The 22,232-nt window shown below is 68.1% G+C and carries 24 protein-coding genes and 3 tRNA genes; 11 read left to right on the top strand and 16 right to left on the bottom strand.

Translation table 11 applies throughout. The features are described from left to right. Positions 1-122: 122 nt before the first annotated feature. The 3 genes from HPA02_RS09785 (at position 123) to speA (ending at position 3,325) form a co-directional block, all read left to right on the top strand. A complete protein-coding gene (locus HPA02_RS09785; protein ID WP_146803000.1) occupies positions 123-389 on the top strand; it encodes a DUF2782 domain-containing protein in 267 nt (88 codons plus the stop codon). 75 nt (positions 390-464) lie between these two features. Continuing rightward, positions 465-1,427 carry a homoserine kinase gene (locus HPA02_RS09790; RefSeq protein WP_146803001.1) on the top strand — a complete coding sequence of 321 codons (963 nt, stop codon included), beginning with the start codon at positions 465-467 and terminating at the stop codon, positions 1,425-1,427. Beyond that, a complete protein-coding gene (speA, locus tag HPA02_RS09795; protein WP_146803002.1) occupies positions 1,424-3,325 on the top strand; it encodes a biosynthetic arginine decarboxylase in 1,902 nt (633 codons plus the stop codon). Before HPA02_RS09790 ends, speA begins: the two co-directional genes overlap by 4 nt. Before the next feature lie 72 nt (positions 3,326-3,397). On the opposite strand, the gene HPA02_RS09800 is transcribed toward speA, so the two are convergent. From HPA02_RS09800 to HPA02_RS09840, 9 genes are all read right to left on the bottom strand, one after another. Continuing rightward, complete coding sequence (locus tag HPA02_RS09800) at positions 3,398-4,063, bottom strand: fumarylacetoacetate hydrolase family protein (protein WP_146803003.1); 666 nt, start codon at positions 4,061-4,063, stop codon at positions 3,398-3,400. A gap of 96 nt (positions 4,064-4,159) precedes the next feature. After that, on the bottom strand, positions 4,160-5,095 hold the full coding sequence (gene thpD / locus HPA02_RS09805; protein WP_146803004.1) for an ectoine hydroxylase: 936 nt from the start codon (positions 5,093-5,095) through the stop codon (positions 4,160-4,162). A 256-nt stretch (positions 5,096-5,351) separates the two neighbouring features. Beyond that, positions 5,352-5,427 (bottom strand) — tRNA-Thr (locus HPA02_RS09810). A 61-nt stretch (positions 5,428-5,488) separates the two neighbouring features. Further along, a tRNA-Gln gene (locus HPA02_RS09815) sits at positions 5,489-5,563 on the bottom strand. A gap of 6 nt (positions 5,564-5,569) precedes the next feature. Beyond that, positions 5,570-5,645: transfer RNA gene (locus HPA02_RS09820), tRNA-Phe, on the bottom strand. Between the two features lie 73 nt (positions 5,646-5,718). Next, positions 5,719-5,991 (bottom strand): oxidative damage protection protein, encoded by a 273-nt coding sequence (locus HPA02_RS09825; RefSeq protein ID WP_146803005.1) that lies wholly within the window; start codon positions 5,989-5,991, stop codon positions 5,719-5,721. Positions 5,992-6,011: 20 nt separating this feature from the next. Further along, positions 6,012-7,097: an A/G-specific adenine glycosylase gene (gene mutY, locus HPA02_RS09830; protein ID WP_146803006.1), complete on the bottom strand. Its 1,086-nt coding sequence runs from the start codon at positions 7,095-7,097 to the stop codon at positions 6,012-6,014. A 61-nt stretch (positions 7,098-7,158) separates the two neighbouring features. Next, positions 7,159-9,483: an AsmA family protein gene (locus HPA02_RS09835; RefSeq protein WP_146803007.1), complete on the bottom strand. Its 2,325-nt coding sequence runs from the start codon at positions 9,481-9,483 to the stop codon at positions 7,159-7,161. Next, positions 9,480-9,932, bottom strand: coding sequence for an acetyl-CoA sensor PanZ family protein (locus tag HPA02_RS09840; protein ID WP_146803008.1), 453 nt, complete (start codon positions 9,930-9,932; stop codon positions 9,480-9,482). Before HPA02_RS09840 ends, HPA02_RS09835 begins: the two co-directional genes overlap by 4 nt. A gap of 172 nt (positions 9,933-10,104) precedes the next feature. Here HPA02_RS09840 and hisB point away from each other — a divergent pair, with 172 nt between their 5' ends. From hisB to HPA02_RS09865, 5 genes are all read left to right on the top strand, one after another. Beyond that, positions 10,105-10,698, top strand: coding sequence for an imidazoleglycerol-phosphate dehydratase HisB (gene hisB / locus HPA02_RS09845; protein WP_146803009.1), 594 nt, complete (start codon positions 10,105-10,107; stop codon positions 10,696-10,698). A gap of 31 nt (positions 10,699-10,729) precedes the next feature. After that, positions 10,730-11,371, top strand: a complete 642-nt coding sequence (gene hisH / locus HPA02_RS09850) for an imidazole glycerol phosphate synthase subunit HisH (protein ID WP_146803010.1) — start codon at positions 10,730-10,732, stop codon at positions 11,369-11,371. A 67-nt stretch (positions 11,372-11,438) separates the two neighbouring features. Next, positions 11,439-12,185, top strand: coding sequence for a 1-(5-phosphoribosyl)-5-[(5-phosphoribosylamino)methylideneamino]imidazole-4-carboxamide isomerase (gene hisA / locus HPA02_RS09855; RefSeq protein ID WP_146803011.1), 747 nt, complete (start codon positions 11,439-11,441; stop codon positions 12,183-12,185). Between the two features lie 3 nt (positions 12,186-12,188). Then, positions 12,189-12,962 carry an imidazole glycerol phosphate synthase subunit HisF gene (hisF, locus tag HPA02_RS09860; RefSeq protein WP_146803012.1) on the top strand — a complete coding sequence of 258 codons (774 nt, stop codon included), beginning with the start codon at positions 12,189-12,191 and terminating at the stop codon, positions 12,960-12,962. Between the two features lie 17 nt (positions 12,963-12,979). Then, complete coding sequence (locus HPA02_RS09865) at positions 12,980-13,489, top strand: hypothetical protein (RefSeq protein ID WP_146803013.1); 510 nt, start codon at positions 12,980-12,982, stop codon at positions 13,487-13,489. Positions 13,490-13,503: 14 nt separating this feature from the next. On the opposite strand, the gene HPA02_RS09870 is transcribed toward HPA02_RS09865, so the two are convergent. Continuing rightward, positions 13,504-14,094 carry a YjaG family protein gene (locus HPA02_RS09870; protein WP_146803014.1) on the bottom strand — a complete coding sequence of 197 codons (591 nt, stop codon included), beginning with the start codon at positions 14,092-14,094 and terminating at the stop codon, positions 13,504-13,506. Between the two features lie 33 nt (positions 14,095-14,127). After that, complete coding sequence (locus HPA02_RS09875; protein ID WP_146803015.1) at positions 14,128-14,445, bottom strand: MGMT family protein; 318 nt, start codon at positions 14,443-14,445, stop codon at positions 14,128-14,130. Between the two features lie 11 nt (positions 14,446-14,456). Between HPA02_RS09875 and HPA02_RS09880 the strand changes: the two genes are divergently transcribed. Further along, positions 14,457-15,131 carry a type 1 glutamine amidotransferase gene (locus HPA02_RS09880; protein ID WP_146803016.1) on the top strand — a complete coding sequence of 225 codons (675 nt, stop codon included), beginning with the start codon at positions 14,457-14,459 and terminating at the stop codon, positions 15,129-15,131. Here the strand turns inward: HPA02_RS09880 and mnmH are convergent. From mnmH to HPA02_RS09900, 4 genes are all read right to left on the bottom strand, one after another. Further along, positions 15,121-16,212, bottom strand: coding sequence for a tRNA 2-selenouridine(34) synthase MnmH (gene mnmH, locus HPA02_RS09885; protein WP_146803017.1), 1,092 nt, complete (start codon positions 16,210-16,212; stop codon positions 15,121-15,123). The two genes, HPA02_RS09880 and mnmH, sit on opposite strands and share 11 nt — an antisense overlap. Next, entirely contained in the window at positions 16,209-17,246 is a 1,038-nt protein-coding gene (gene selD / locus HPA02_RS09890; protein ID WP_146803018.1) for a selenide, water dikinase SelD, read from the bottom strand. Before selD ends, mnmH begins: the two co-directional genes overlap by 4 nt. A 120-nt stretch (positions 17,247-17,366) precedes the next feature. Beyond that, entirely contained in the window at positions 17,367-18,740 is a 1,374-nt protein-coding gene (gene radA / locus HPA02_RS09895; RefSeq protein WP_146803019.1) for a DNA repair protein RadA, read from the bottom strand. Between the two features lie 188 nt (positions 18,741-18,928). Continuing rightward, positions 18,929-19,381 (bottom strand): copper resistance protein NlpE N-terminal domain-containing protein, encoded by a 453-nt coding sequence (locus HPA02_RS09900; protein ID WP_146803020.1) that lies wholly within the window; start codon positions 19,379-19,381, stop codon positions 18,929-18,931. Between the two features lie 186 nt (positions 19,382-19,567). Between HPA02_RS09900 and HPA02_RS09905 the strand changes: the two genes are divergently transcribed. Continuing rightward, complete coding sequence (locus HPA02_RS09905; RefSeq protein WP_146803021.1) at positions 19,568-20,053, top strand: MarR family winged helix-turn-helix transcriptional regulator; 486 nt, start codon at positions 19,568-19,570, stop codon at positions 20,051-20,053. Here the strand turns inward: HPA02_RS09905 and HPA02_RS09910 are convergent. Next, positions 20,050-20,940: an AEC family transporter gene (locus tag HPA02_RS09910; RefSeq protein ID WP_146803022.1), complete on the bottom strand. Its 891-nt coding sequence runs from the start codon at positions 20,938-20,940 to the stop codon at positions 20,050-20,052. The two genes, HPA02_RS09905 and HPA02_RS09910, sit on opposite strands and share 4 nt — an antisense overlap. A 108-nt stretch (positions 20,941-21,048) precedes the next feature. On the opposite strand from HPA02_RS09910, the gene hisC reads away from it, so the two are divergent. After that, the gene (gene hisC / locus HPA02_RS09915) at positions 21,049-22,101 is read left to right on the top strand and encodes a histidinol-phosphate transaminase (RefSeq protein ID WP_146803023.1); all 1,053 of its coding nucleotides are present in this window, start codon (positions 21,049-21,051) and stop codon (positions 22,099-22,101) included. The last annotated feature ends 131 nt before the right edge of the window (positions 22,102-22,232 follow it).

The following is a 22,232-nucleotide window of genomic DNA, read 5'->3' on the forward strand; positions in this document are numbered from 1 at the left end:
GTGGGCCCATGATACGCAGCGGCGGCGGCCGCGTCAGGCCGTGACGCCGTCGCATGGGGAATTCCCCCGGCGGGACCGGGGTCCTATACTACGAATGGCGTTTCTTAACCTCGGAGGTCGTTATGCCATCGCTCCGCCCGCTCCTCGCCCTGGGGCTCGCCGCCTTTCTCGCCTCGGGCAGCGTCACGGCCCAGACGCCGCAGGTTACCGAGCGCCAGGAGGCCCAGCGCACGGTTCGCGAATACCGCCTCAACGGCCAGCTCTACGCCATCGAGGTGCGCCCCGCCCAGGGCGAGCGCTACTTCCTGGTGGACCGCAACGGCGACGGCAATTTCCAGCGTCAGGCCGGCAACGGCGTGGAGATCCCCGCCTGGGTACAGGAGCGTTAAGGGCCGCTCAAGCGGGGATGCATCACCCGGGCAAGCGAGTACAATAGGCGGCCTGATAATCCGGGCGAGAGACTCATGGCCGTATTCACCCCGCTGAGCGAGACTCAGGTCGCAGACTTTCTGGAACGCTTCGATGCCGGCACCCTGACCCGACTCGAGGGCGTGGCCGGCGGCACCGAGAACACCACCTACTTCGTCACCACGGATCGCCGTGAGCTGGTGCTGACCCTCTTCGAGCAGGGCGAGCACGAGGAGTTGCCCTTCTTCGTCGAGCTGCTCGACTACCTGGACGAGCACCGCCTGCCGGTCCCGGGCCCCCTGCACGACCGTGACGGCACGGCCCTGCAGAGCCTGGCCGGCAAGCCGGCGCTGCTCTTCCCGCGCCTGCCGGGCAAGCATCCCAAGGACCCGAACCTGGCCCAGTGCCGGGCCCTGGGCGATGCCCTGGGGCGCCTGCATGCGGTCTCCCGCCACTTCCCGGGGCACCGTCCCAATCCCCGCGACCTGAACTGGCTGGTGGCCATGCACCACCGGGTGCTGGTCTATCTGTCGCCGGAAGACCAGGCGCTGATGAAGGACGAGGTGGAGACCTACCAGGGCGTCTTCGGTGATGCCTCGCGCCTGCCCCAGGGCGCCCTCCACGGCGACCTCTTCCGCGACAACACCCTCTTCGAGGGGGATCGCCTGGGCGGGCTGATCGACTTCTACAACGGCTGCACCGGCGACCTGCTCTTCGACCTGGCCATCGTCATCAACGACTGGGCCTGCGACGCCCAGGGTCGCCTGGACGCGGACCGCTACGAGGCGCTGCTCGGCGCCTACCAGGCCCGACGCCCGCTCAGCGACGAGGAACGCAAGGTGTGGCCGATGATGCTGCGCCTCACCGCCCTGCGCTACTGGCTGTCGCGGCTACTGGTGGTCTATGTGGACCCGCCGGCCCACGACCTGACGCCCCATGATCCGCAACAGTTCCGTAGCATCCTGCTGGAGCGTCTCCAGCACGGCGCCCTACCCTTGCCCGAACGGAGCCAGCCATGACCTCACCCGCCGCCAAGGCGCGCCGCACCTACAATATCGACCAGTGGGGCAGCGGCTATTTCGATGTGGACGATAGCGGCCAGGCCCTGGTCCGCCCCCTGGGCAGCGAGATCGAGGGCCCGGCCCTGCCGCTGCGCGGCCTGGTGAGCCAGCTGCGCGAGGCGGGCCTGCGCCTGCCGGTGCTGGTGCGCTTCACCGATATCCTGCATGACCGGGTCGAGCAGCTCTGCGCCGCCTTCGACCTGGCCATGCGCGAAGAGCAGTACGACGGCGGCTATACCGCCGTCTACCCGATCAAGGTCAACCAGCAGCGCCGGGTGGTGGAGGAGATCCTCGCCACCCAGGAACGCGGCCACGGCCGGGTCGGCCTGGAGGCGGGCAGCAAGCCGGAGCTGCTGGCGGTGCTGGCGCTGTCCGGCGACGGCTCCTCGCTGATCGTCTGCAACGGCTACAAGGATCGCGAGTACGTGCGTCTGGCGCTGATGGGCGAGAAGCTCGGCCATCGGGTCTATCTGGTGGTGGAGAAGTTCTCCGAGCTGGATATCATCCTCGAGGAGGCCGAGCGCCTGAACGTCAAGCCGCGCATTGGCCTGCGCGCGCGCCTCGCCTCGGTGGGGCGCGGCAAGTGGCAGGACACCGGTGGCGAGAAGTCCAAGTTCGGCCTCACCGCCAGCCAGGTGCTGGGCGTGGTGGAGCGCCTGGAGCGGAGCGACGCCCTGGCCAGCCTGCAGCTGGTGCACTTCCACCTGGGCTCGCAGATCGCCAATATTCGCGATATCCAGCGCGGCCTGCGCGAATGTGCGCGCTTCTACCAGAGCCTGCGGGAGCTGGGCGCCCCGGTGGATACCGTGGACGTGGGCGGCGGCCTGGGCATCGACTACGAGGGCACCCGCTCGCGCAGCGAGTTCTCCATCAACTACTCGATGCGCGAGTACGCCAGCAACGTGGTCTGGGCCTTCCGCCAGGCCTGCGAGGACCAGGGGCTGCCCCACCCCCACCTGATCAGCGAGTCGGGGCGCGCCCTGACCGCCCACCACGCGGTGCTGATCGCCGACGTGATCGGCGAGGAGCGCACCCCCACCCGGGCGCCGGAGGCGAGGGTCGAGGGCGACCCCCAGGTGGACGAGCTGCGCCGGGTGCATGATCGCCTGGAGGCGATGCGCGAGCCCCGCGGCCTGGTCGAGGCCTACCATGACCTGGTGCAGGCCATCGGCGAGCTGCAGGACCGCTTCGTGATGGGCCTGGCCGGCATCGAGGCCCGGGCCGAGGGGGAGGCGGTCTACTTCGCCGCCTGCGAGCGCCTGCGCGAGCGCCTCAACACCCGTAACCGCGCCCACCGGGAGATCCTCGACGAGCTGGCAGAGAAACTCGCCGACAAGCTGTTCGTCAACTTCTCGCTGTTCCAGTCGGTGCCCGACGTCTGGGGCATCCGCCAGATCTTCCCGGTGCTGCCGCTGAGCGGCCTGGATCGCGAGCCGACCCGCCGCGCCGTGGTTCAGGACATCACCTGCGACAGCGACGGCCGCATCGACAACTACGTCGACGGCGAGGGGGTGGAGACCACCCTGCCGCTGCCGGAGTGGGCCGACGACGAGGAGAAGCTGCTGGGCTTCTTCCTGGTGGGGGCCTACCAGGAGATCCTCGGCGACCTGCACAACCTCTTCGGCGACACCGACTCGGTGGACGCCGCCCTGGACGCCGATGGCAACTGGGTGCTCTCCGAGGCGATCCACGGCGATACCGTGGCCCAGGTGCTGCGCCACGTGAACTTCGATACCGAGGTGCTGCGTCGTCACCTGGCCGGCCAGCTGGCGGCCAGCGGCCTGGAGGCCGTCGAACGGGAGGCCTTCCTGGAGGACCTCTCGGCGGGGCTGGAGGGCTACACCTACCTAGAGTAGGCCCTTCACCCAGCCCGAACGACGGAGGCCCCGCAGCAGCGCTGCGGGGCCTCTTTTGCTATAAGACCAAACCTAGTCGACGACCCGGGTCACCACTTCCAGGCCGCCGGTCAGGGTAAAGTGCAGCTCGCTGCCACGGGGCAGCTCGCCGACCCCGGCGGGGGTACCGGTGATCACCACGTCCCCCGGCTCCAGGGTGAAGTGGCGGGAGATCTCGGCCAGCAGGGTGGCCACCGGGAAGATCATGTCGGCGCCCTCGCCATACTGGCGACGCTCGCCGTCGATATCCAGGCTGAAGGTCAGGGCGCTCCAGTTGGGCACCCGCTCCAGGCGCAGGAAGTTCGACAGCGGGCAGGCCCCGTCGAAGGCCTTGGCGACCTCCCAGGGGTGGCCCTTCTCCTTGAGCCGCGACTGGACGTCGCGCAGGGTGAGATCCAGGGCCAGGCCGATCCCCACCACGCCGCGCTCCGCCTCGGCGGCGGTGGCCTCGCTCAGGGTCTCGCCGATCAGCAGCGCCAGCTCGGTCTCGAAGTGCACCTCGCCCCGCGAGAAGGGGGCATCGATGGGCTCGTCCAGGGCCACGGCGCTGGTGGCCGGCTTCATGAACAGCAGCGGCTCGCTGGGCACCGGGTTGTCCAGTTCCTTGGCATGGTCGACGTAGTTGCGGCCGACGCAGACGATCTTGCCGAGCGCCTGGGTAAAGTCCTGGCCATCGGTGAAGCGGGGTACGAAGCGCATGGGGTCTCCTGAGCAGGCAGCGGCGGCGCCGAGGCGCCGCGGGATTGACCACAGTCTACCCGATTCCGGCGCCACCGGGAGGCCGGCCGACGCCCCTCAGGGCGACCAGCCGGATCCCGGGCGATGGGCCAGGAAGTCGGGGCGTGCCGCCTTGGCCGCATAGGGGGCCACGCAGGCGTTGTCGCGACGATTGAAGACGAAGAAGACGTTGCTGCGCGGGTCCGGCGACATATTGGCATTGGAGCCATGCAGCACATTGCAGTCGAATAGCAGCAGGCCACCGGCGGCCCCGGTGGGCGCCTCGATGCCGCCACGCCGAATCAACTCGCTCAGGGCCTCGCGCCCCGGCACGCCGAAGCGCTGCCGCTTGAGGGACTGCTTGTGGTGGGCCTCCGGGGTCTCCCCCAGGCAAGGCACGAAGACCCGATGGGAGCCGGGGATCAGCATCAGCGGGCCGTTGAAGGCATGGTTCTCGGTCAGGACGATGGAGGCGCTGACCGCATGCATCGCCGGCATGCCATCCTCGGCATGCCAGGTCTCGAAGTCGGAGTGCCAGGCGAAGCCCTGGCCCTCGAAGCCCGGCTTGTAGTTGATCCGCGACTGATGCACATAGGACTCGCCGCCGAGGATCTGTGCCACCCGTCGAGTGAGGCGCGGATCCTCGGCCAGGCGCCGCAGGCGCTCGGAGAGGCAATGCACCGCGAACAGCGAGCGGATCTCCTGGCTGTGCGGCTCGGTGACGGCGAACTCCTCGCCGCGGAAGTCGTCCCGATCCAGCAGGGCGGCCAGCTCTTCGCGCAGTGCCTCGATCTCCTCGGCATCGAGGAAGTCGGGCTCGAAGAGAAAGCCCTTGTCCTCGAACTCGTCGAGCTGGGTCGCGTCCAGGGGGCCGTCCAGGTCACGCCCCTTGACCACCGCCTCCTGGCGCTTTAGCCAGGGCATGTCGAGGGGCCGCGCCAGGCGGGTGGGGTAGGGGTCCTGGTGCTGGTTCAGTGGGGCGTTAGCGGTACGGGATGCGGTCTGTACTGACATCCAAATCACCTCCAGAGGCTTGTGATCGGGGTCTCAGGTTCAGTCCGGCAGTACGGTGAAGTGCCGAGAGTGCGCCGGCGATCCGCGGCGCCGCGTTATCGAGGTAAGGGCGCCGGAAGCGGCTTTCAAGTTCGCCCGGGCGGGCGGCGCGTGCCCTGTGGGCAAGGCGTCGACGTTTTGTCGACAAGCACAAAAAAGCCGCCTCGTGGGCGACTCTCCTGATGTGCATAAGGTCTTGATGGGATTGCAATGTCGTTGGTGCCGGCACCAGGAGTCGAACCCGGGACCTACTGATTACAAGTCAGTTGCTCTACCAACTGAGCTATGCCGGCGTGGGCACTGCCTTGCAACCCTGCACCTTACACACGGTGCTACGAGAAACTGGGTTGGCGATGGCTGGGGTAGCAGGATTCGAACCTGCGCATGCCGATACCAAAAACCGGTGCCTTACCACTTGGCGATACCCCAGCAGTGTGGTGGCCAGAGAGGGAATCGAACCCCCGACACGGGGATTTTCAATCCCCTGCTCTACCGACTGAGCTATCTGGCCCCTGCCAACGGAGACGTATTTAACTAGAAAGCTTTCTCCCGGTCAAGCCTTTTTCTTTCAAAACCTTGGCGGCCTAGTTCGAGGGGGGCACATAGCCCTCCGCCTGGTCGGTATCGCGGTTGTCCAGGAAGCGCTCGAGCTGCTCCATCAGGTAGGCCCGCGCCTCCGGGTCGAGCATATTGAGGTGTTTCTCGTTGATCAGCCGGGTCTGCAGGGCCTGCCACTCCTCCCAGGCCCGCTTGGAGACGGTGGCCTGGATCTCCTGGCCCTTCTTGCCGGGCAGCGGCGGAAAGGGCAAGGCTTCCAGCTCCTGCTGGTACTTGCGGCACATCACGGTCTGGGTCATGGGATCTCTCCTGCTTGGTGTCAGGCCAGCAAGTCATCGCCGAGGGTGTCCAGCAGCGCCTTGACCGGCGCCGCCAGCCCCACGCTGGCCGGTTGTCGAGGGTTGTACCAGAGGCTGCCCGACTCTGTCACCGCCGCCTGGCGCCGAGTACGCGCCGGCCGCGGGGTGATCTCGAGGCGGAAGTGGCTGAAGACATGGGTAAAGGTGGACCAGGGCGTCTCCAGTTCGGCGCCCGGGGCGTGGGCATCGAGCCAGGCCTGGAGGGCCGCCGCCTCCTCGAACTGGGGAAAGCACCAGAGCCCGCCCCACAACCCCGTGGGGGGACGCTGCTGGAGCAGTACCCGCCCCTCGGCGTCGCGCAGCAGCAGCATCTGGGTGGCGCGCACCGGCGTCGCCTTTTTCGGCTTGGCCTCGGGGAAGCGCTTCTCCTCGCCCCGGGCATGGGCCAGGCAGACATCCTCGAAGGGGCAGCGCCCGCACTCGGGCTGGCCACGCCGACACAGGGTGGCGCCCAGGTCCATCATCGCCTGGGTGTAATCGGGCAGCCGCGTCTCGGGGGTGTAATGCTCCGCCAGGGCCCACAGGCGGCGCTCCACGGCACTGCGCCCCGGCCAGCCGGGCAGGGCATGAAGCCGGGTCAGGGAGCGCTTGACGTTGCCGTCGAGGATCACCGCCCGGCGGCCGGTGCTGATGGCAATGATGGCCCCGGCGGTGGAGCGGCCGATGCCCGGCAGCGCGACCATGGCGTCCAGGCTGTGTACCGGGAAATCGCCGTCGTGTTCGCCGACCACCTCCCGGGCGGCCTTGTGCAGGTTACGGGCCCGGGCGTAATAGCCGAGGCCGGTCCACAGGTGCAGCACCTCGTCCTGGGGCGCCTCGGCCAGGGCCTGCACCGTCGGGAAGCGCGCCATAAAGCGCTCGTAATACGGAATCACCGTGGTCACCTGGGTCTGCTGCAGCATGATCTCCGAGACCCAGACCCGGTAGGGGCGCTTGTCCTGCTGCCAGGGCAGCTGTTTGCGGCCATGGGCATCGAACCACTTCAGCAGGCGGCGCTGGAACTCGGCGGAAGAGAGTATGGGAGGCACGGTCTGGTCGTCGGTCATCGGTTATCACGCATAAAAAAGCGCCGACACGGGGTCGGCGCAGGGACTGGCTTTCTGATGCTCAGTTGAATAGACCCCGCAGGGTATCGCGAAGTTCCTCGCCGGCACCCTCGCCGAGGCGCTCCTCGAGCCCCTGGGTGGCCTCGTCCAGGCGACGCTCCACCTCGCGGCTGACGCGATCGGCGGCCTCGTCGCGCAGCAGGCCGGCCACCGCGTCCTGGAAGGCCTGGCGATCGAAACGACACCAGCCGGCCGGGGCATCGTCCAGGCTGGCGGTACAGCGCACCGGCAGGGGCACCCGTTCGAGGCGCGGATTGACCGCACAGGCGGCGTCGGCGGCATCCACGAAGCGTGCCCGGGCGGCATAGTCGAAGCGCCGGGTCACCAGGTTGAGCTCGCCATCGCCACCCAGGGCGATGCCCGGCACGGCGATATCCAGGTCGTCGTTGTAAACCACGCCGTCACGGATCACCAGACCGGCCTGGGCGCGCTCGAAGCGGGTCTCATCGCTCCACTGGCGTTGACTCTGCTCCCCCTCCAGGGCCGCCACCAGTTCGCACATCTGGCGGGAGACATTGACGTCGAGCATGGCGCCATCCTCGATATCCAGGGCCAGGCGACCGTTGAGGTGGTTGGACCAGCGCGCGGGGCGCTCTCCTCGGGTGATCAACTCGCCCTCGAGGTTGAGGCGGCCGCGCAGCGGCGAGACCTCTTCCAGCAGGGCCTCGTAGACCGGGGCCACCCGCACCCGCTCCAGCCGTGGGGTCAGCGTCCAGCGGACCGGCGACTCGCGCTGATCGAGTTCGCCACTGGCCGTCAGGGTGCCATCGTAGAGGCGTGCCTCCAGCGACTCCAGGCGGTGCCGCCGCCCCTCGCCGACCACGCCCAGACGCACCTCGTCGAGCTCCAGGGCGAAGACCCGAAACTGGCCTAGGGCCAGCCGCCCGTCGAGGTCGAGCCCCTGCAACCACTCCAGCGCCAGGGCACCGGCCGCCTCGTCTTCGGCCTGGGCCGCGGCGATCCCGGGCAGCGAGGCCTGGGCCTCCTCGGGTGGCCTTTCCGGAGGCAGATAGCGATCGAGATCGAGGCGGTCGCCCTGCAGGTCGAAACTCAGCGACGAAGCATCGAGCCGCCCCCCCAGGCGACCGGTGAAGGTGGAACCATCCAGGATCAGCGTCAGGTTGGTGAGCTCCAGTTGGCCGGGGTCACCACGCAACGGGCTAGTCAGGGCCACATCGGTGAGGACGTCCGCATCGCGGGTCGCCGGCAGGGCATCGAAGCGACTCAACCAGGGGCGCAGGGAAATCGGCGCCAGGCTCACCTGGCCGGTGTACTGGGGCGCCTCGAACAGCTGGCTGGCGGTGAGGTTGCCGCTCAGCCGCAGGCCATCGGGGCCTTCCAGCTCCAGCTCGCGCAGCATCACTTCCTGGCCACGCAGGTCGGCATCGGCGACGAAAGCGAGGGAGAGCGGCAGCTCCGTCTCGCCCAGCCTGGGATGGGAGAGCCCCAGCTCCAGGCGTCCCCCCTCGGCGCGATAGCGACCCAGGGCCGGCTCGGCCACCAGCTCTGCCAGCCTCAGGTCGACACGCTGGCGATGCCCGTCGAGTATGGCTAGCTCGGTGCGGGTGGTCAGGCTGGTATCCTCCAGGCGATAGCGGCCGTCGCCAAACCCCAGACGCACCCGACCATCGAAGCCCACCTCGCTGGTATAGCGTGGCGCCTCCTGGCCCTCGGCGTAGGTGCGCAGGGTGAAATCACCACGCAGCGGGAAGGCGCGGCTGGGGTTGACCTGGGTGCCGGTAATCTGCAGCGACTCGGCCTGCAGCCGCAGGTCCTGCCGACGATCCACATAACTGATCTGCCCCCCACGCAGCTGGACGCTGGCGATATTCAGGGCCACCGCCATGCCGGCCTCCTCCGGCGCGACACCGGCGGCGGCCGGAGCCAGGGCCTGCTCGGCGGCCTCCTCGCCATCGAGACGCTCGAGCAGGGTCTCCCAGTTGCCATGCCCCTCGGCGTCACGTTCCAGGTTGAGGCGCATGCCATCCAGGGTCAGTCCCTCGATGGCGATCATGCCGCGCAGCAACGGGGCGAAGGCGAGGCTCACCTCGGCCTGGTCGAAGGCCACGAAGGGCGCGTCCTCCGGCGTCTGCTGCGGCAGCCAGGCCTCCGCCTCGGAGACACTGACCCCCAGGCGGGGATAGAAGGACCAGCTCAGGGGGCCCTCCAGGGCCAGCTCCAGGCCGCTCTGGTCGCGCACCACCTGAATCAACCGCGGCTTGAGGTCGTTGGGATCGAAGAAGGTGGTGACATAGATCACCGCCGCCACCATCACCAGGCCCAGGACACCCACCACCGCCAGCAGGGCTCGCAGCAAGGCTCTCATTCGGGCGACTCCTTGGCCGGGGGTTCGAACTGGAAGTAGCGACCGTCCGCCGAGGGGCGATAGCCCAGGCGCGACAGCAGCAGTTGATCGTCCATGGTCAATGGCTCGCTGACGATCCGCAGCACGCGCCCATCACGGCTGGCGGCCTCCCCCACCAGGGCCAGCAGGCGCGAGCCCACGCCCCGGCGGCGGGTGGTCTTGCGCACGCAGAAGTTGGCCAGCCACCAGGCCTCGGGGTCTTCGGTGACCGCCACGGCGCCCAGCAGGCGATCATTGAAGCGAGCACAGCAGAAGGTGCCCCGGGACTCCAGGTGCTGACGGATATAGTCGTCGGCGGGCAGCGGCAGGCGCTGCGCCGGGGCATCGGCATAGATACGCGAGAGGTCGAGGGCCACCTGGGCATCCGCTGCCCAGGTGGCGTGATCGACCCTGTGAAGGGTAACCGGCATGTGGTGTCTCTCCATGGGCCGGAGCGGCGGCTCCGGCCGCCCATCGATGCCAGGCATTGTAGCGGATGGGGGGGGCGATTCTCTATAATGGAGGGCTCGACAGGGGCCCGCGCTCGCGGGCGCCCTGCCCTATGGTTCCCATGCATGCGCCCAGCGCAGGAGTTCAGTCGTCATGTCCGAGCGTATCGCCACGGTGTCCCGTGATACCCAGGAGACCCAGATCACGGTGAGCGTTAACCTCGATGGCCAGGGTCGGCTCGAGTGCGAGACCGGTGTGCCCTTCCTCGATCATATGCTCGACCAGGTGGCGCGCCATGGCCTGATCGACCTGGAGATCAAGGCGGTGGGTGACCTGCATATCGATGATCACCATACCGTGGAGGACCTGGGCATCACCCTCGGCCAGGCCTTCGCCAAGGCGATCGGCGACAAGCGCGGCATCTACCGCTACGGCCATGCCTACGTGCCCCTGGACGAGGCCCTCTCCCGGGTGGTGGTGGACTTCTCCGGGCGCCCGGGCCTGTTCATGGACGTGGAATTCACCCGCGCCAGCCTCGGGCGCCTGGACACCCAGCTGTTCTGGGAGTTCTTCCAGGGCTTCGTCAATCACGCCCAGGTGACCCTGCATATCGACAACCTCAAGGGGTTCAACGCCCACCACCAGGCTGAGACCATCTTCAAGGCCTTCGGTCGCGCCCTGCGCATGGCGGTGGCCGAGGATCCCCGCATGGCCGGCCAGATGCCGTCCACCAAGGGCTGCCTGTGAGCCCCACCCCCCACCCGTCGAGGAGCCTTTCATGACCATCGCCGTTATCGACTACGGAATGGGCAATCTGCATTCGGTCGCCAAGGCGCTGGAGCATGTCACCCAGGAGAACGTTATCGTCACCCGGGACGCGCGCTGCATCCGCGGCGCCACCCGCTTGGTGCTGCCGGGCCAGGGAGCGATCCGCGACTGCATGGGCGAGCTGGAGCGCAGCCAGGTCAAGGGGCTGGTGCAGGAGCTGCTGGCGGAGGCGGACAAGCCGCTGCTGGGCATCTGCGTCGGCCAGCAGATGCTCCTCGACGAGAGCGAGGAGAACGGCGGCGTGACCTGCCTGGGTCTCCTGCCCGGACGGGTCAAGCGCTTCCCCGGCGATATGCGCGATGCCCAGGGCGAGCGCCTCAAGGTGCCGCACATGGGCTGGAACCGGGTCGACCAGCACCACGCGCACCCGCTGTGGGCCGGCATCGAGAGCGGCGAGCGCTTCTACTTCGTACACAGCTACTATGTGGACGCCACCGAGGACGACACGGTGTTCGGCACCACCGACTACGGCAGCATCCAGGCCCATGTGGCCATCGGCCGCGGCCCGGTCTTCGCCGTGCAGTTCCACCCCGAGAAGAGCGCCAATGCCGGCCTGCGCCTGCTGGAAAATTTCGTGACCTGGGAGCCCTGAGGCGCCCGGCACGGCTTATCGTATCAACGCTATCACCCGCGCCCCAGGGCGCCCACGAGGACACGACATGCTGGTAATTCCCGCCATCGATCTCAAGGACGGCCAGTGCGTGCGGCTCAAGCAGGGCCGCATGGACGACTCCACCACCTATGGCGACGACCCGGTGGCCATGGCCGCCCGCTGGGTCGAGGCCGGCGCCCGCCGCCTGCACCTGGTCGACCTCAACGGCGCCTTCGAGGGCACCCCGGTCAACGGCGAGGCGGTCACCGCCATCGCCCGCGCCTACCCGGAGCTGCCCATCCAGATCGGCGGCGGCATCCGCAGCGCCGCCACCATCGAGCACTACCTGGCGGCCGGGGTCTCCTACGTGATCATCGGCACCAAGGCGGTCAAGGAGCCGGCCTTCGTCACCGAGATGTGCCGCGCCTTCGCCGGCCACGTGATCGTCGGCCTGGACGCCCGGGATGGCTTCGTCGCCACCGACGGCTGGGCCGAGGTCTCCGAGGTCAAGGCCAGCGACCTGGCCAAGCGCTTCGCCGATGACGGCGTCTCCAGCATCGTCTACACCGACATCGCCCGGGACGGCATGATGAACGGCGTCAATGTCGAGGCCACCGCCGCCCTGGCCCGGGACAGCGGCCTGCCGGTGATCGCCTCCGGCGGCGTCACCAACCTGGACGATATCCGCGCCCTGAGCGAAGTGGCCGGCGACGGTATCCTGGGGGCCATCACCGGGCGCGCCATCTACGAGGGCAGCCTGGATCTCGCCGAGGCCCAGCGCCTCAGTGACCAACTCACCCACACCGGGAGCTGAATCATGGGCCTCGCCAAGCGCATCATCCCCTGCCTCGACGTGGACGCCGGCCGGGTGGTCAAGGGCGTCAACTTCGTCGGCATCCGCGATGCCGGCGATCCGGTGGAGATCGCCAAGCGCTATAACCAGCAGGGCGCCGATGAGATCACCTTCCTCGATATCACGGCGAGCCACGAGGGCCGCGACACCACCGTGGAGATGGTCGAGCGCATCGCCGGCGAGGTATTTATCCCACTCACCGTGGGCGGCGGCATCCGCAGCTGCGACGATATCCGCACCATGCTCAACGCCGGGGCCGATAAGGTCTCCATCAATACCGCGGCGGTGACCAATCCGGAATTCGTCCGCGAGGCCACCGAGCGCTTCGGCAGCCAGTGCATCGTGGTGGCCATCGATGCCAAGCGGGTCTCGGCGGAGGGCGAGGCGCCGCGCTGGGAGATCTTCACCCATGGCGGTCGCCGCCCCACCGGCCTGGATGCGGTGGAGTGGGCCCAGAAGATGGTGGAGTACGGCGCCGGCGAGCTGCTGCTGACCAGCATGGACCGGGACGGCACCAAGGCCGGCTTCGACCTGGGCGTGACCCGGGCCATCTCGGACGCGGTCAGCGTGCCGGTGATCGCCTCCGGCGGCGTCGGCAACCTGGCCCACCTGGTGGAGGGGGTGACCCAGGGCGGCGCCGACGCCGTGCTGGCCGCCAGCATCTTCCACTTCGGCGAGTACAGCATCCCCGAGGCCAAGCACTTCATGGCCGAACACGGCATCGAGATGCGCCTTTGACCCACACGGGAGCAACCATGGAAGGGTTGTGGAGCCAACGATGGCACAAGACGGCGAGCCTGGGGCTCGCCGTGGCATTTCTGGCGGCGGCCCCGGCCCAGGCGGCGCCGTCCTTCGAGTATGGGCACACGCGGCTGCAGGCCGGCCTCTACACCACCCACTTCGGCTCGAACGATGACTACAACAACCACCAGGACCTGATCGGCGTGGAGGTGCACGATACCGCCCGCTGGTTCGCCGGCGCCGCCTGGTTCCGCAACTCCTTCGATCAGCCCACCTGGTACTTCTATGGCGGCCGGGAGTTTTCCTTCTGGCGCCCCAGCGTGGCCCTGGAGGTACGCGGCAAGCTGACCGGTGGCCTGCTGCGCGGCTACCAAGGGGAGTTTCGCGACAAGATTCCCCTCAACCGCTATGGCATCGCCCCGGCCATCCTGCCCAGTATCGGCGTGCGCTGGGACAACCTGGACACCGACCTGATCGTCTTCGGCACCGCCGGAGCCATGGTCACCCTGGGGGTGAGTTTCTAGTCGGGGATCCGCGTCTAATCCAGGGTCAGTCCCAGGTTACTGACGCCACCATTGCGCCCCAGTCGACGCAGCTCCTTGAGGGCCCCGCGGTCCAGGGGCGCCTCCACCGCCTCCAGCACCGCCGCCTGGAAGTCGTATTCGTCATCCATCAGCGGGTGCTGGCGAATCAGTGCTGCCAGGCGCTGGGCGTCCTCCTCCCCCTCGGTGAGCTCGATAAAGGCCTGGACGCCGCTGCGGGAGAGTTCGCTCACCTCCAGCGCGGCCTCCGGCGCCTCGCCCCTGAGGCTATCGAGGCAGGCGGCCAGGGCCATCACCGCTTCCAGGGCGCGCCGCGCGCCGAAGCTCTCGTCCTCGGCGGGAGGCTCCATTTCGGCGAGCTTCTCGGCCTGGCGCTCGAAGTCGATGCGCGCCTCCTTGACCAGCAGCGCCTCCCAGATCAGGTCATGGATCACCCGCAACGCCGCCGGGTCGCCCTGCTCGCTGGCCTCGGCATAGAGCAGGTAGTTGGGGCGCAGGCGTTCGGCCAGGGCCGCCATAAAGGCCAGCCCCTGGCGGCGATCCAGGGCCCGCAGACGCGGCCGAAAGCCGCCGTTGGCATCACTCATAAGGCTTCCTTATCGGTTGTTCCGGCTCTTATCTCAGGGCCAGAAGTAGCGCTCGGGGACCCGGCCCCGGTCATCGAAATCGATTCCCTCGTCCTCCAGCAGGGCGCGCTGACGAGCCGCCCCGGGGTGATCGGCGAGACGACGGTCGCTACGGATCACCCGCTGCCAGGGCAAGCCATGACCGGCGGGTAGTTCGCCCAGGGCCCGCGCCACCAGCCGCGGCGTCAGCCCCTCCGCCAGGGTGGCGATGCACCCATAGCTGGTCACCCGGCCGGGCGGAATCGCCGCCACTATGGTATAGATCGCCTCCCGGCGACTCGCCCCCTGGTGCGGCGACCGTTTTTTCGTCACCCTGGACTCCTATGCATATCTACTTCCTGCAACATCACGCCAGCCTGGGGCCGGCACGCCTCGAGGACTGGCTGGACGGCATGGGCCATAGCCACAACGTCTGCCACTTGGGTGAGGCCCCGCCGCGGCTGGCGGACTGCGATGCCCTGATCCTGCTCGACGGCCCCCAGGCGGAGGACGCCCCCGAACTGGCCCGGGAGCGCAAGCTGGTCGAGCGTGCCCTGAAGAGCGGCAAGCCAGTGCTGGGCATCGGCCTTGGCGCGCGACTGATCGCCCGGGCCCTGGGCGCCACCGTCTCCCGGGGCACCTACCCGGAGGTGGGCTGGTACCCCCTAACGCTGGCCCCCGAGAGTCCCTTCGACCTGCCGGAGCACTGCGAGGTCTTGCTCTGGCAGAGCCGCATCTTCGGCCTGCCGGAAGACGCCCTGCCGCTGGGCGGCACCCCGGCCGGGCCGATCCAGGGCTTCGCCTGGGACGCCGGCCGGGTCATCGCCCTGCAGTGTCACCTGGAGAGCACCGCCCAGAGCGCCGCCGCCATGCTGGCCCTGAGCCCGACGGCCTTCGCCCCGGCAACCGCTCCCTCGACCTATCTCCAGGCACCGGAGGCGGTTCTCGCCGAGCCGAGGCGCTTCGACCGCCAGGCGGCGCTGCTGGATCGCTTGCTGGCACAGTGGCTCAGGGCCTAGTCCGGACGCTCCACTCGCGGGCCGCCGCCAGGCAGCTCTCCCAATCGCCCACATGCAGGAAGGTCTTGTCCTGCTTGTCGAGCTGGTGGCGATAGAGGGGGTCGTAATATTCGGTGAGCAGCGGTGCCAGCCAGGCCTCGTGGGCCCGGGCATCGCCGCGCTCGTGCTCGCGGAAGGCCAGTGCCTGGAGGCGCTGCAGGCGCGCCAGCCGGGCATGGCCCAGGCGCTTCCTGAGCCGCCCCAGGGCGGTGGCGAGTTGCTTGCGCATCAGCGCCCAGCCCAGCCAGTCGCCGTACTGAGCGCGATAGAGGGCCCAGAGGTCGTCGATATAGTCCTTGCGGATCTGCTCGAGTCGCCAGTCCAGGGGCATCTCGACCCGCAAGCGTGGCGCCCGCTCCATGGCGCGCCACAAGGTCAGGGGGATATTGGCGGCGCCGATATGCCGCGACTCGTCCTCCACCACGCTGCCGCCGTCGATCTCCAGCAGGCGCAGGCCCAAGGCATGCTCGAAGTCGATCTGGGAGGGCGCCGGCAGCGGATGGCGACCGAAAGCGGAGCCCTTGTGGCGGGCGCAGGCCTCGAGGTCCAGACCGTTGTCCAGGGCCTGAATCAAGGCGGTCTTGGCACAGCCGGTCAGGCCTCCCACCACCAACAGGGGGCGCTCGGCGGCGGCATCGATGCGCGCGCAGAGGGCCTGGCGCATGGCCTTCCAGCCACCACGAATCCTGGGCCGCTCGATGCCGGCCTCCATCAGCCACTGTTGGGCGATCTGCGAGCGCAGGCCACCGCGGAAGCAGTAGACGATGGCGTCGGGATGCGCCTCCACCATGGCCTTCCAGGCCTCGACTCTGGCGGCCTTGATGCCGCCGGAGACCAGCCGCTGGCCGAGAACGATGGCCGCCTCCTGGCCGCGCTGCTTGTATTCGATGCCGACCCGATGGCGCTCCTCGTCATCCATCAGCGGCAGGTTGATGGCCCCGGGCAGGCCGCCCTGGGCGAACTCCACCGGGGCGCGCACGTCGATCAGTACCCGCTTCTGGCGCAGCAGGTCGAGGCTCGGCTCGATCAGCGGCAGGCTCATCCACGCACCTCGATCCGCGCCTCGCCCGAGGCCTCGACTATCTCACCGAAGGGGGCCAGGCTCAGCCCATGGGCGCGGCCGATGCGCTCCACGTCATCGGCCCAGGAGGGATGCACGGAGAGCAGCAGGCCACCGGAGGTCTGGGGATCGCAGAGCCACTGCCAGTGGGCCTCATCCATCTCCGGCAGGCTGGCGCCCAGGGCCTGGCGATTGCGCCCGGTGCCGCCGGGCACGGCGCCCTGGCGACGATAGCCCTCGGCCTCGGCCAGCCGCGGCAGCTTCTTGTAATCGAGGCGCGCGGCCACGCCGCTGGCCTGGCAGACTTCCACCAGGTGACCGGCCAGGCCGAAGCCGGTGACGTCGGTCATCGCATGCACGCCCTTGACCCGGGCCAGCTCGGCGCCGATGGCATTGGGCTGCAGCATGGTCTGACGGGCCAGCCCCTGGTGGCCCGCCGCCAGCAGCCCCTTCTTCTCGGCGGTGGTCAACAGGCCCACCCCCAGCGGCTTGGTGAGGTAGAGCAGGTCGCCGACCTGGGCGCCCTTGTTGAGCTTGAGGTGCTCGAGGTCGACCAGGCCATTGACCGCCAGGCCGAAGATCGGCTCAGGAGCGTCGATGGAGTGGCCGCCGGCCAGCGCCAGGCCCAGCTCGCGACACACCGCCTGGGCCCCGGCCACCACGTCGCCGGCCACCTCCGGTCCCAGCTTGTCGAGGGGCCAACCGAGGATGCCCAGCGCCATCACCGGGCTGCCGCCCATGGCGTAGACGTCGCTGATGGCATTGGTGGCGGCGATGCGTCCGAAGTCGAAGGGATCATCGACGATGGGCATAAAGAAGTCGGTGGTGGCGATCATGCCGCGGCCATCCCCCAGGTCGTAGACGGCGGCGTCCTCGCGGCCCTCGTTGCCGACGATCAACCGGCTATGGCTGGCCCCGGGGCCGGCCTTGGCGAGAATGCCATCGAGGACGTCGGGGGCGATCTTGCAGCCGCAGCCGGCGCCGTGGCTGTACTGAGTCAGTCGGATGGCACTCATCTCGTTCTCCTTGCAGGCTTTGGGTCAATTCTAGCGGCTCGCCGGGGGCAGTTATAGCGGCCTGCGGGCGCTAGGCTCTGTGCGAAACGTTGGCGAGCGCAGACAGTTGTCGTTCAGAGCCTACAAGGCCTCCAGGGCCTCGCTCAGTTTATCCACGGCGACCACCTCCATGCCGGCCGGGGCCTGCTTGGGGGCGTTGCCGCGGGGCACGATGGCCCGGGTAAAGCCGTGCTTGGCGGCCTCGATGATACGCTCCTGGCCGCTGGGCACCGGGCGGATCTCGCCGGAGAGGCCGACCTCGCCGAAGACCACCAGCTCCTTGGCCAGGGCCCGCCCCTGGAGGCTGGAGACCACCGCCAGCAGTACCGCCAGGTCGGCGCTGGTCTCCAGCACCTTGACGCCCCCCACCACGTTGAGGAAGACGTCCTGGTCGCCGGTAAACAAGCCACCATGGCGGTGCAGCACGGCGAGCAGCATGGCCAGGCGGTTGGCATCCAGGCCCACGGCGACCCGCCGCGGATTGCCCAGGGGCGAGTCGTCGAGCAGCGCCTGGACCTCGACGAGGATCGGCCGGGTGCCCTCCCAGACCACCATCACCAGGCTGCCGGGGCTCTGCTCCTCGCCCCGGGAGAGGAAGATGGCGCTGGGGTTCTTTACCTCCTTGAGGCCGTGCTCGAGCATGGCGAAGACGCCCAGCTCGTTGACCGCGCCGAAGCGATTCTTCTGGCCGCGCAGGGTACGAAAGCGCGAGTCGGCACCGCCCTCCAGCAGCAGGGAGGCATCGATCATATGCTCCAGTACCTTGGGACCGGCCAGGGAGCCATCCTTGGTGACATGCCCTACCAGCAGCAGCACGGTGTCGGAGCCCTTGGCGAAGCGGGTCAGGGCCGCCGCGGATTCACGCACCTGGGCCACGCCCCCCGGGGCCGAGGAGATATCCTCCAGGTGCATGGTCTGGATGGAGTCGATCACCAGGATCTCGGGACGCTCCCGTTCGGCCACCGCGAGGATGGTCTCGACGCTGGTCTCCGCCAGCATCTTGAGGCCCTGGGTCGGCAACTGCAGGCGGTGGGCGCGCATCGCCACCTGGGAGAGCGACTCCTCGCCGGTGACATAGAGCACCCGCCGCCCCTGGGCCAGCTTGCAGGCGGTCTGCAGCAGCAGGGTCGACTTGCCGGCCCCGGGATGGCCGCCCAGCAGCACTGCGGAGCCCGGCACCAGGCCGCCCCCCAGCACCCGATCGAACTCGTCGAAGGTGGAGGAGAGGCGCGGCACCTCGGAGAGATCCACCGCCGAGAGGTCCACCACCTCCCGGGAGGTCACCCCAGCATAGCCGCTACGCCCGGTGGTCGCCGCCGGTGCACCGGGACGTGCCGGCGCCAGGCGCACCTCGCTCAGGGTGTTCCATTCGCGGCAGCTAGAGCACTGCCCCTGCCATTTGCTGTACTCGGCACCACACTCGGTGCAGACGAAAGCGCTCTTCGCCTTGGCCATTTCATCTCCCCACTACTCGCGACACTGTCCCTGCCACTGGCTGTATTCGTCACCGCACCCGGTGCGCACGAAGGCACCCTTCACCTGGGCCACGTCGGCCGCCTTGGCTTTCCTCTTCTCGACGCCCCGGGAATGCAACGACGCGGGGCGGCCCTCAGGCCGCCCCGCTCGACTGCTCGACGACGCCCTTAGAAGCGACGCAGGCGCAGCATCTCGCTGTTCTGGAAACGCCGACGCTGGGGATCGATCAGTTCCAGGGTCTGCTCATCGAGCTTGAGGAAGTAGTAGATCTGCCCCTCGCCGTTCGGGGTCAGCTCGTAGACGGTGGCCTCCGGGTCGCTGGCGGTGCCGCTGAGGATCTCCCAATTGCCGGCATAGTTCTCGTCCGGCGGGTTCTGGGGATGCTCGCGATAGCTGGCCTGGAGCGTGAAGGTGCGTTCCATCGCCTGTGCGCTCGGCATCTCGCCCTGGAGACGCACGTCCAGGTCGATCCCCGCACAATTGCGACACGGCAGGGAGCCCTGGTAGGCGGTTTCGCCTTCGGTAACGCCAGCGCCATTCTGCGATTCCATCGGTCCGGCGGCGCAGCCGGCCAGGGTAAGCGCGAGTGCCGCGCCGGCCAGCATCATCGGGGTTCGCATGAGCATCCTCCTCACGGGTGAAAAAGCTTGGTGAATCAGTGATGATACCCCAAGCATAACGGTATCGCGGCGGCACCGACAGCCCGAGCGACGTCATCCCCGGCAGTCATATAGAGTCTGGGGCGACGCTGGGGTAGCATAGCCTCGCATTCCACCACCCCACCCCGGTGGCGAAAGAGAGACCCCATGACCACCGATCACGATGCCCAGCCTCCCGCCAAGACCGAGCTCGATCTCAACCAGTTCCTGCCCTACCGCCTCAATAGCCTGGCCGATCGTATCAGTCAGGCCCTAGCAAGGATCTACGAGGAGCGCTTCGGCATCAAGGTGGCCGAATGGCGGGTACTGGCCTGGTTAAGCCACTGCGATACCCTGACCGCCAAGAAGGTGAGACAGTACACCGGCATGGACAAGGCACGGATCTCCCGAGCCATCCAGGCGCTGGAGGGGCGTGGCCTGATCCACCGCACTCCTTCGGCGGAAGATCAACGGGTGCATTTTCTGCACCTGACCGCCGAGGGCCAGGCGCTGCTGGATGAGCTGATCCCGCTGGCCCATGACTGGGAAGCGCAGCTGGTCGGCACCCTCTCCACCGGCGAGTACCGCGACCTGCTGCACCTGATGGGCAAGCTGGACCGTCAGCTCACGCGCCTGGAAGAGCGCGACGATTAGCCGGGCTCGACATACGCGAACACCACGGCCAGTACCAGAGGCATGACCACCAGGCTCCCCAGGTTACCCACCAGCACCAGGGAGGCCACCCGATGAGGCTCCTGCCGGTACTGCTCCGCCACCAGGTAGTTGAGCACCGCCGGCGGCAGGGCGGCGAAGACCCATAAGACCGCGGCCTGAAGCCCCGTCAGACCCAGCCACCAGATCATCGGCGCCGCCAGTACCAGGCCGCTCAAGGGGCAAAGCAGGGCGCCGAGCAGGCCGGTGCGCCAATCGCGCAGATCGATATCCAACATCCGCACCCCAAGGGCGAAGAGCATCAGCGGAATGCAGACGCCCCCCAGCAGATGCATCGCCTCCAGCAGCCAGGGGGGCAGCGGCATGCCACTCAGGTTGACCGCCAGCCCGGCGATACTGGCCACGACGATGGGCAGGCGCAACAGCCGCCACAGCGGCGTGCCGGGGTTGAGCAGATACAGGCCCACCGAGAAGTGCAACAGCATCTCGACGATAAAGACCACCACCGCCGCCGGCAGCGCCGCCTCGCCGAAGGCAAGCACCATCAGCGGCACCCCCATATTGCCGGCGTTATTGAACATCATCGGCGGCAGGAAGGTCTTGGCATCCATGCTCAGCCAGCGCGCCACCGGCCACAGCAACAGCCCCGAGCCCAGCACCACGACCACCGCCGCCAGGGCGAGCCCGGCGTACTCCTCGAGGGGCGCCTGACCGTCCGCCAGCACGGCGAATACCAGCAGCGGCACGAAGAGCTCCATATTGAGGGTATTGAGGCTGCGGATATCCGGCGTACGCAGTCGACCATAGAGGGCCCCGCAGCCGGCGATCAAGAAGACCGGCAACAGGGTGGCGAGAATCTTGGCGATCATTCAAAGCTCCTGTATCAGCGGCGCCAGATTAACACGCCCATGGCTTGCGCCGGGGGAGCACCGGGGTCAACATGACTGGACTCTATTACCCAGTCGATGCGAGAGACCATGAGCAAGCTATGGAGCCCCGCGGTCCGGGAGCTGACGCCCTATGTTCCCGGTGAGCAGCCCCGTGAACAGCTGATCAAGCTGAATACCAACGAGAACCCCTATCCCCCGGCACCGGGCGTCGGCGAGGTGCTGCGCGACTTCCCCACCAACCACCTGCGCCTCTACCCCGACCCCGACTCCAGTGCGCTGCGCGAGGCCCTGGCCCGGGAACATGGCGTCGAGGTCTCCCAGGTCTTCGTCGGCAACGGCTCCGACGAGGTGCTGGCCCTGGCCTTCCAGGCCTTCTTCTGCCAGTCGCGCCCGCTGAGCCTGCCGGCGATCACCTACAGCTTCTATCCGGTCTATTGCCGCCTCTATGGCATCGATTACCGTACCCTGGCCCTGGATGACGCCTGGCGTGTGCCCCTGGAGTCACTCCCCGCCGACAGCGGCGGCATCGCCTTCGCCAACCCCAATGCCCCCACCGGCCATGGCCACTCCCGGGACGCCATCGCCGGTCTGCTCGAGCGCGTCACCGACTGCGTCGTACTGGTGGATGAAGCCTATGTAGATTTCGGTGGCGAGAGTGCCGTGCCCCTGGTGGATCGCTACCCCAACCTGCTGGTGACCGGCACCTTCTCCAAGTCCCGCAGCCTGGCCGGCCTGCGCCTGGGCTATGCCATCGGCTCCCGGGAGCTGATCGAAGGGCTGGAGCGGGTCAAGAACTCCTTCAACTCCTACCCCATCGATATGCTGGCCAGCGCCGTGGGCATCGCCGCCCTGCAGGACAAGGCGCACTTCGAGGCCTGTCGCGAGAAGGTGATCACCACCCGCGAGCGCACTCGTCAGCGACTGGAGCGACTGGGCTTCGAGGTGCTGCCCTCGCAGACCAACTTCCTGCTCACCCGCCACCCGGGGCAGGATGCCGCCCAGCTCTTCGTCGGCCTGCGTGAGCGGGGGATCCTGGTGCGCCACTTCAATACCGAGGCCCTGCGCGATTTCCTGCGCATTTCCATCGGCACCGAAGACGAGATGAACCACCTGATCGAGGCCCTGGAGAGCCTCTGCTAGGGCGATATGGGCCGGTTGAGCCGACCCAGCATTAACCAAAAAGCTCCGGTCTCTTACGAGCCGGAGCTTGTTAGTTAATAAAATCCCAATACGAAAAACCCCGACCATCTGATGATGATCGGGGTTTTCTC

The organism is Bisbaumannia pacifica, assembly GCF_007989625.1.
GTDB lineage: Bacteria > Pseudomonadota > Gammaproteobacteria > Pseudomonadales > Halomonadaceae > Bisbaumannia > Bisbaumannia pacifica.

What these genes read in the sequence shown, in the direction of transcription:
- HPA02_RS09900 (WP_146803020.1), bottom strand. Translation starts at nt 19,381, where the DNA reads ATGCGAACCCCGATGATGCTGGCCGGCGCGGCACTCGCGCTTACCCTG.
- hisA (WP_146803011.1), top strand. Translation starts at nt 11,439, where the DNA reads ATGCTGGTAATTCCCGCCATCGATCTCAAGGACGGCCAGTGCGTGCGG.
- hisF (WP_146803012.1), top strand. Translation starts at nt 12,189, where the DNA reads ATGGGCCTCGCCAAGCGCATCATCCCCTGCCTCGACGTGGACGCCGGC.
- mutY (WP_146803006.1), bottom strand. Translation starts at nt 7,097, where the DNA reads ATGACCGACGACCAGACCGTGCCTCCCATACTCTCTTCCGCCGAGTTC.
- HPA02_RS09800 (WP_146803003.1), bottom strand. Translation starts at nt 4,063, where the DNA reads ATGCGCTTCGTACCCCGCTTCACCGATGGCCAGGACTTTACCCAGGCG.
- hisC (WP_146803023.1), top strand. Translation starts at nt 21,049, where the DNA reads ATGAGCAAGCTATGGAGCCCCGCGGTCCGGGAGCTGACGCCCTATGTT.
- HPA02_RS09825 (WP_146803005.1), bottom strand. Translation starts at nt 5,991, where the DNA reads ATGACCCAGACCGTGATGTGCCGCAAGTACCAGCAGGAGCTGGAAGCC.
- HPA02_RS09790 (WP_146803001.1), top strand. Translation starts at nt 465, where the DNA reads ATGGCCGTATTCACCCCGCTGAGCGAGACTCAGGTCGCAGACTTTCTG.
- HPA02_RS09910 (WP_146803022.1), bottom strand. Translation starts at nt 20,940, where the DNA reads ATGATCGCCAAGATTCTCGCCACCCTGTTGCCGGTCTTCTTGATCGCC.
- HPA02_RS09865 (WP_146803013.1), top strand. Translation starts at nt 12,980, where the DNA reads ATGGAAGGGTTGTGGAGCCAACGATGGCACAAGACGGCGAGCCTGGGG.
- mnmH (WP_146803017.1), bottom strand. Translation starts at nt 16,212, where the DNA reads ATGAGCCTGCCGCTGATCGAGCCGAGCCTCGACCTGCTGCGCCAGAAG.
- hisB (WP_146803009.1), top strand. Translation starts at nt 10,105, where the DNA reads ATGTCCGAGCGTATCGCCACGGTGTCCCGTGATACCCAGGAGACCCAG.
- radA (WP_146803019.1), bottom strand. Translation starts at nt 18,740, where the DNA reads ATGGCCAAGGCGAAGAGCGCTTTCGTCTGCACCGAGTGTGGTGCCGAG.
- HPA02_RS09870 (WP_146803014.1), bottom strand. Translation starts at nt 14,094, where the DNA reads ATGAGTGATGCCAACGGCGGCTTTCGGCCGCGTCTGCGGGCCCTGGAT.
- HPA02_RS09785 (WP_146803000.1), top strand. Translation starts at nt 123, where the DNA reads ATGCCATCGCTCCGCCCGCTCCTCGCCCTGGGGCTCGCCGCCTTTCTC.
- HPA02_RS09840 (WP_146803008.1), bottom strand. Translation starts at nt 9,932, where the DNA reads ATGCCGGTTACCCTTCACAGGGTCGATCACGCCACCTGGGCAGCGGAT.
- HPA02_RS09880 (WP_146803016.1), top strand. Translation starts at nt 14,457, where the DNA reads ATGCATATCTACTTCCTGCAACATCACGCCAGCCTGGGGCCGGCACGC.
- selD (WP_146803018.1), bottom strand. Translation starts at nt 17,246, where the DNA reads ATGAGTGCCATCCGACTGACTCAGTACAGCCACGGCGCCGGCTGCGGC.
- thpD (WP_146803004.1), bottom strand. Translation starts at nt 5,095, where the DNA reads ATGTCAGTACAGACCGCATCCCGTACCGCTAACGCCCCACTGAACCAG.
- speA (WP_146803002.1), top strand. Translation starts at nt 1,424, where the DNA reads ATGACCTCACCCGCCGCCAAGGCGCGCCGCACCTACAATATCGACCAG.
- HPA02_RS09835 (WP_146803007.1), bottom strand. Translation starts at nt 9,483, where the DNA reads ATGAGAGCCTTGCTGCGAGCCCTGCTGGCGGTGGTGGGTGTCCTGGGC.
- HPA02_RS09905 (WP_146803021.1), top strand. Translation starts at nt 19,568, where the DNA reads ATGACCACCGATCACGATGCCCAGCCTCCCGCCAAGACCGAGCTCGAT.
- hisH (WP_146803010.1), top strand. Translation starts at nt 10,730, where the DNA reads ATGACCATCGCCGTTATCGACTACGGAATGGGCAATCTGCATTCGGTC.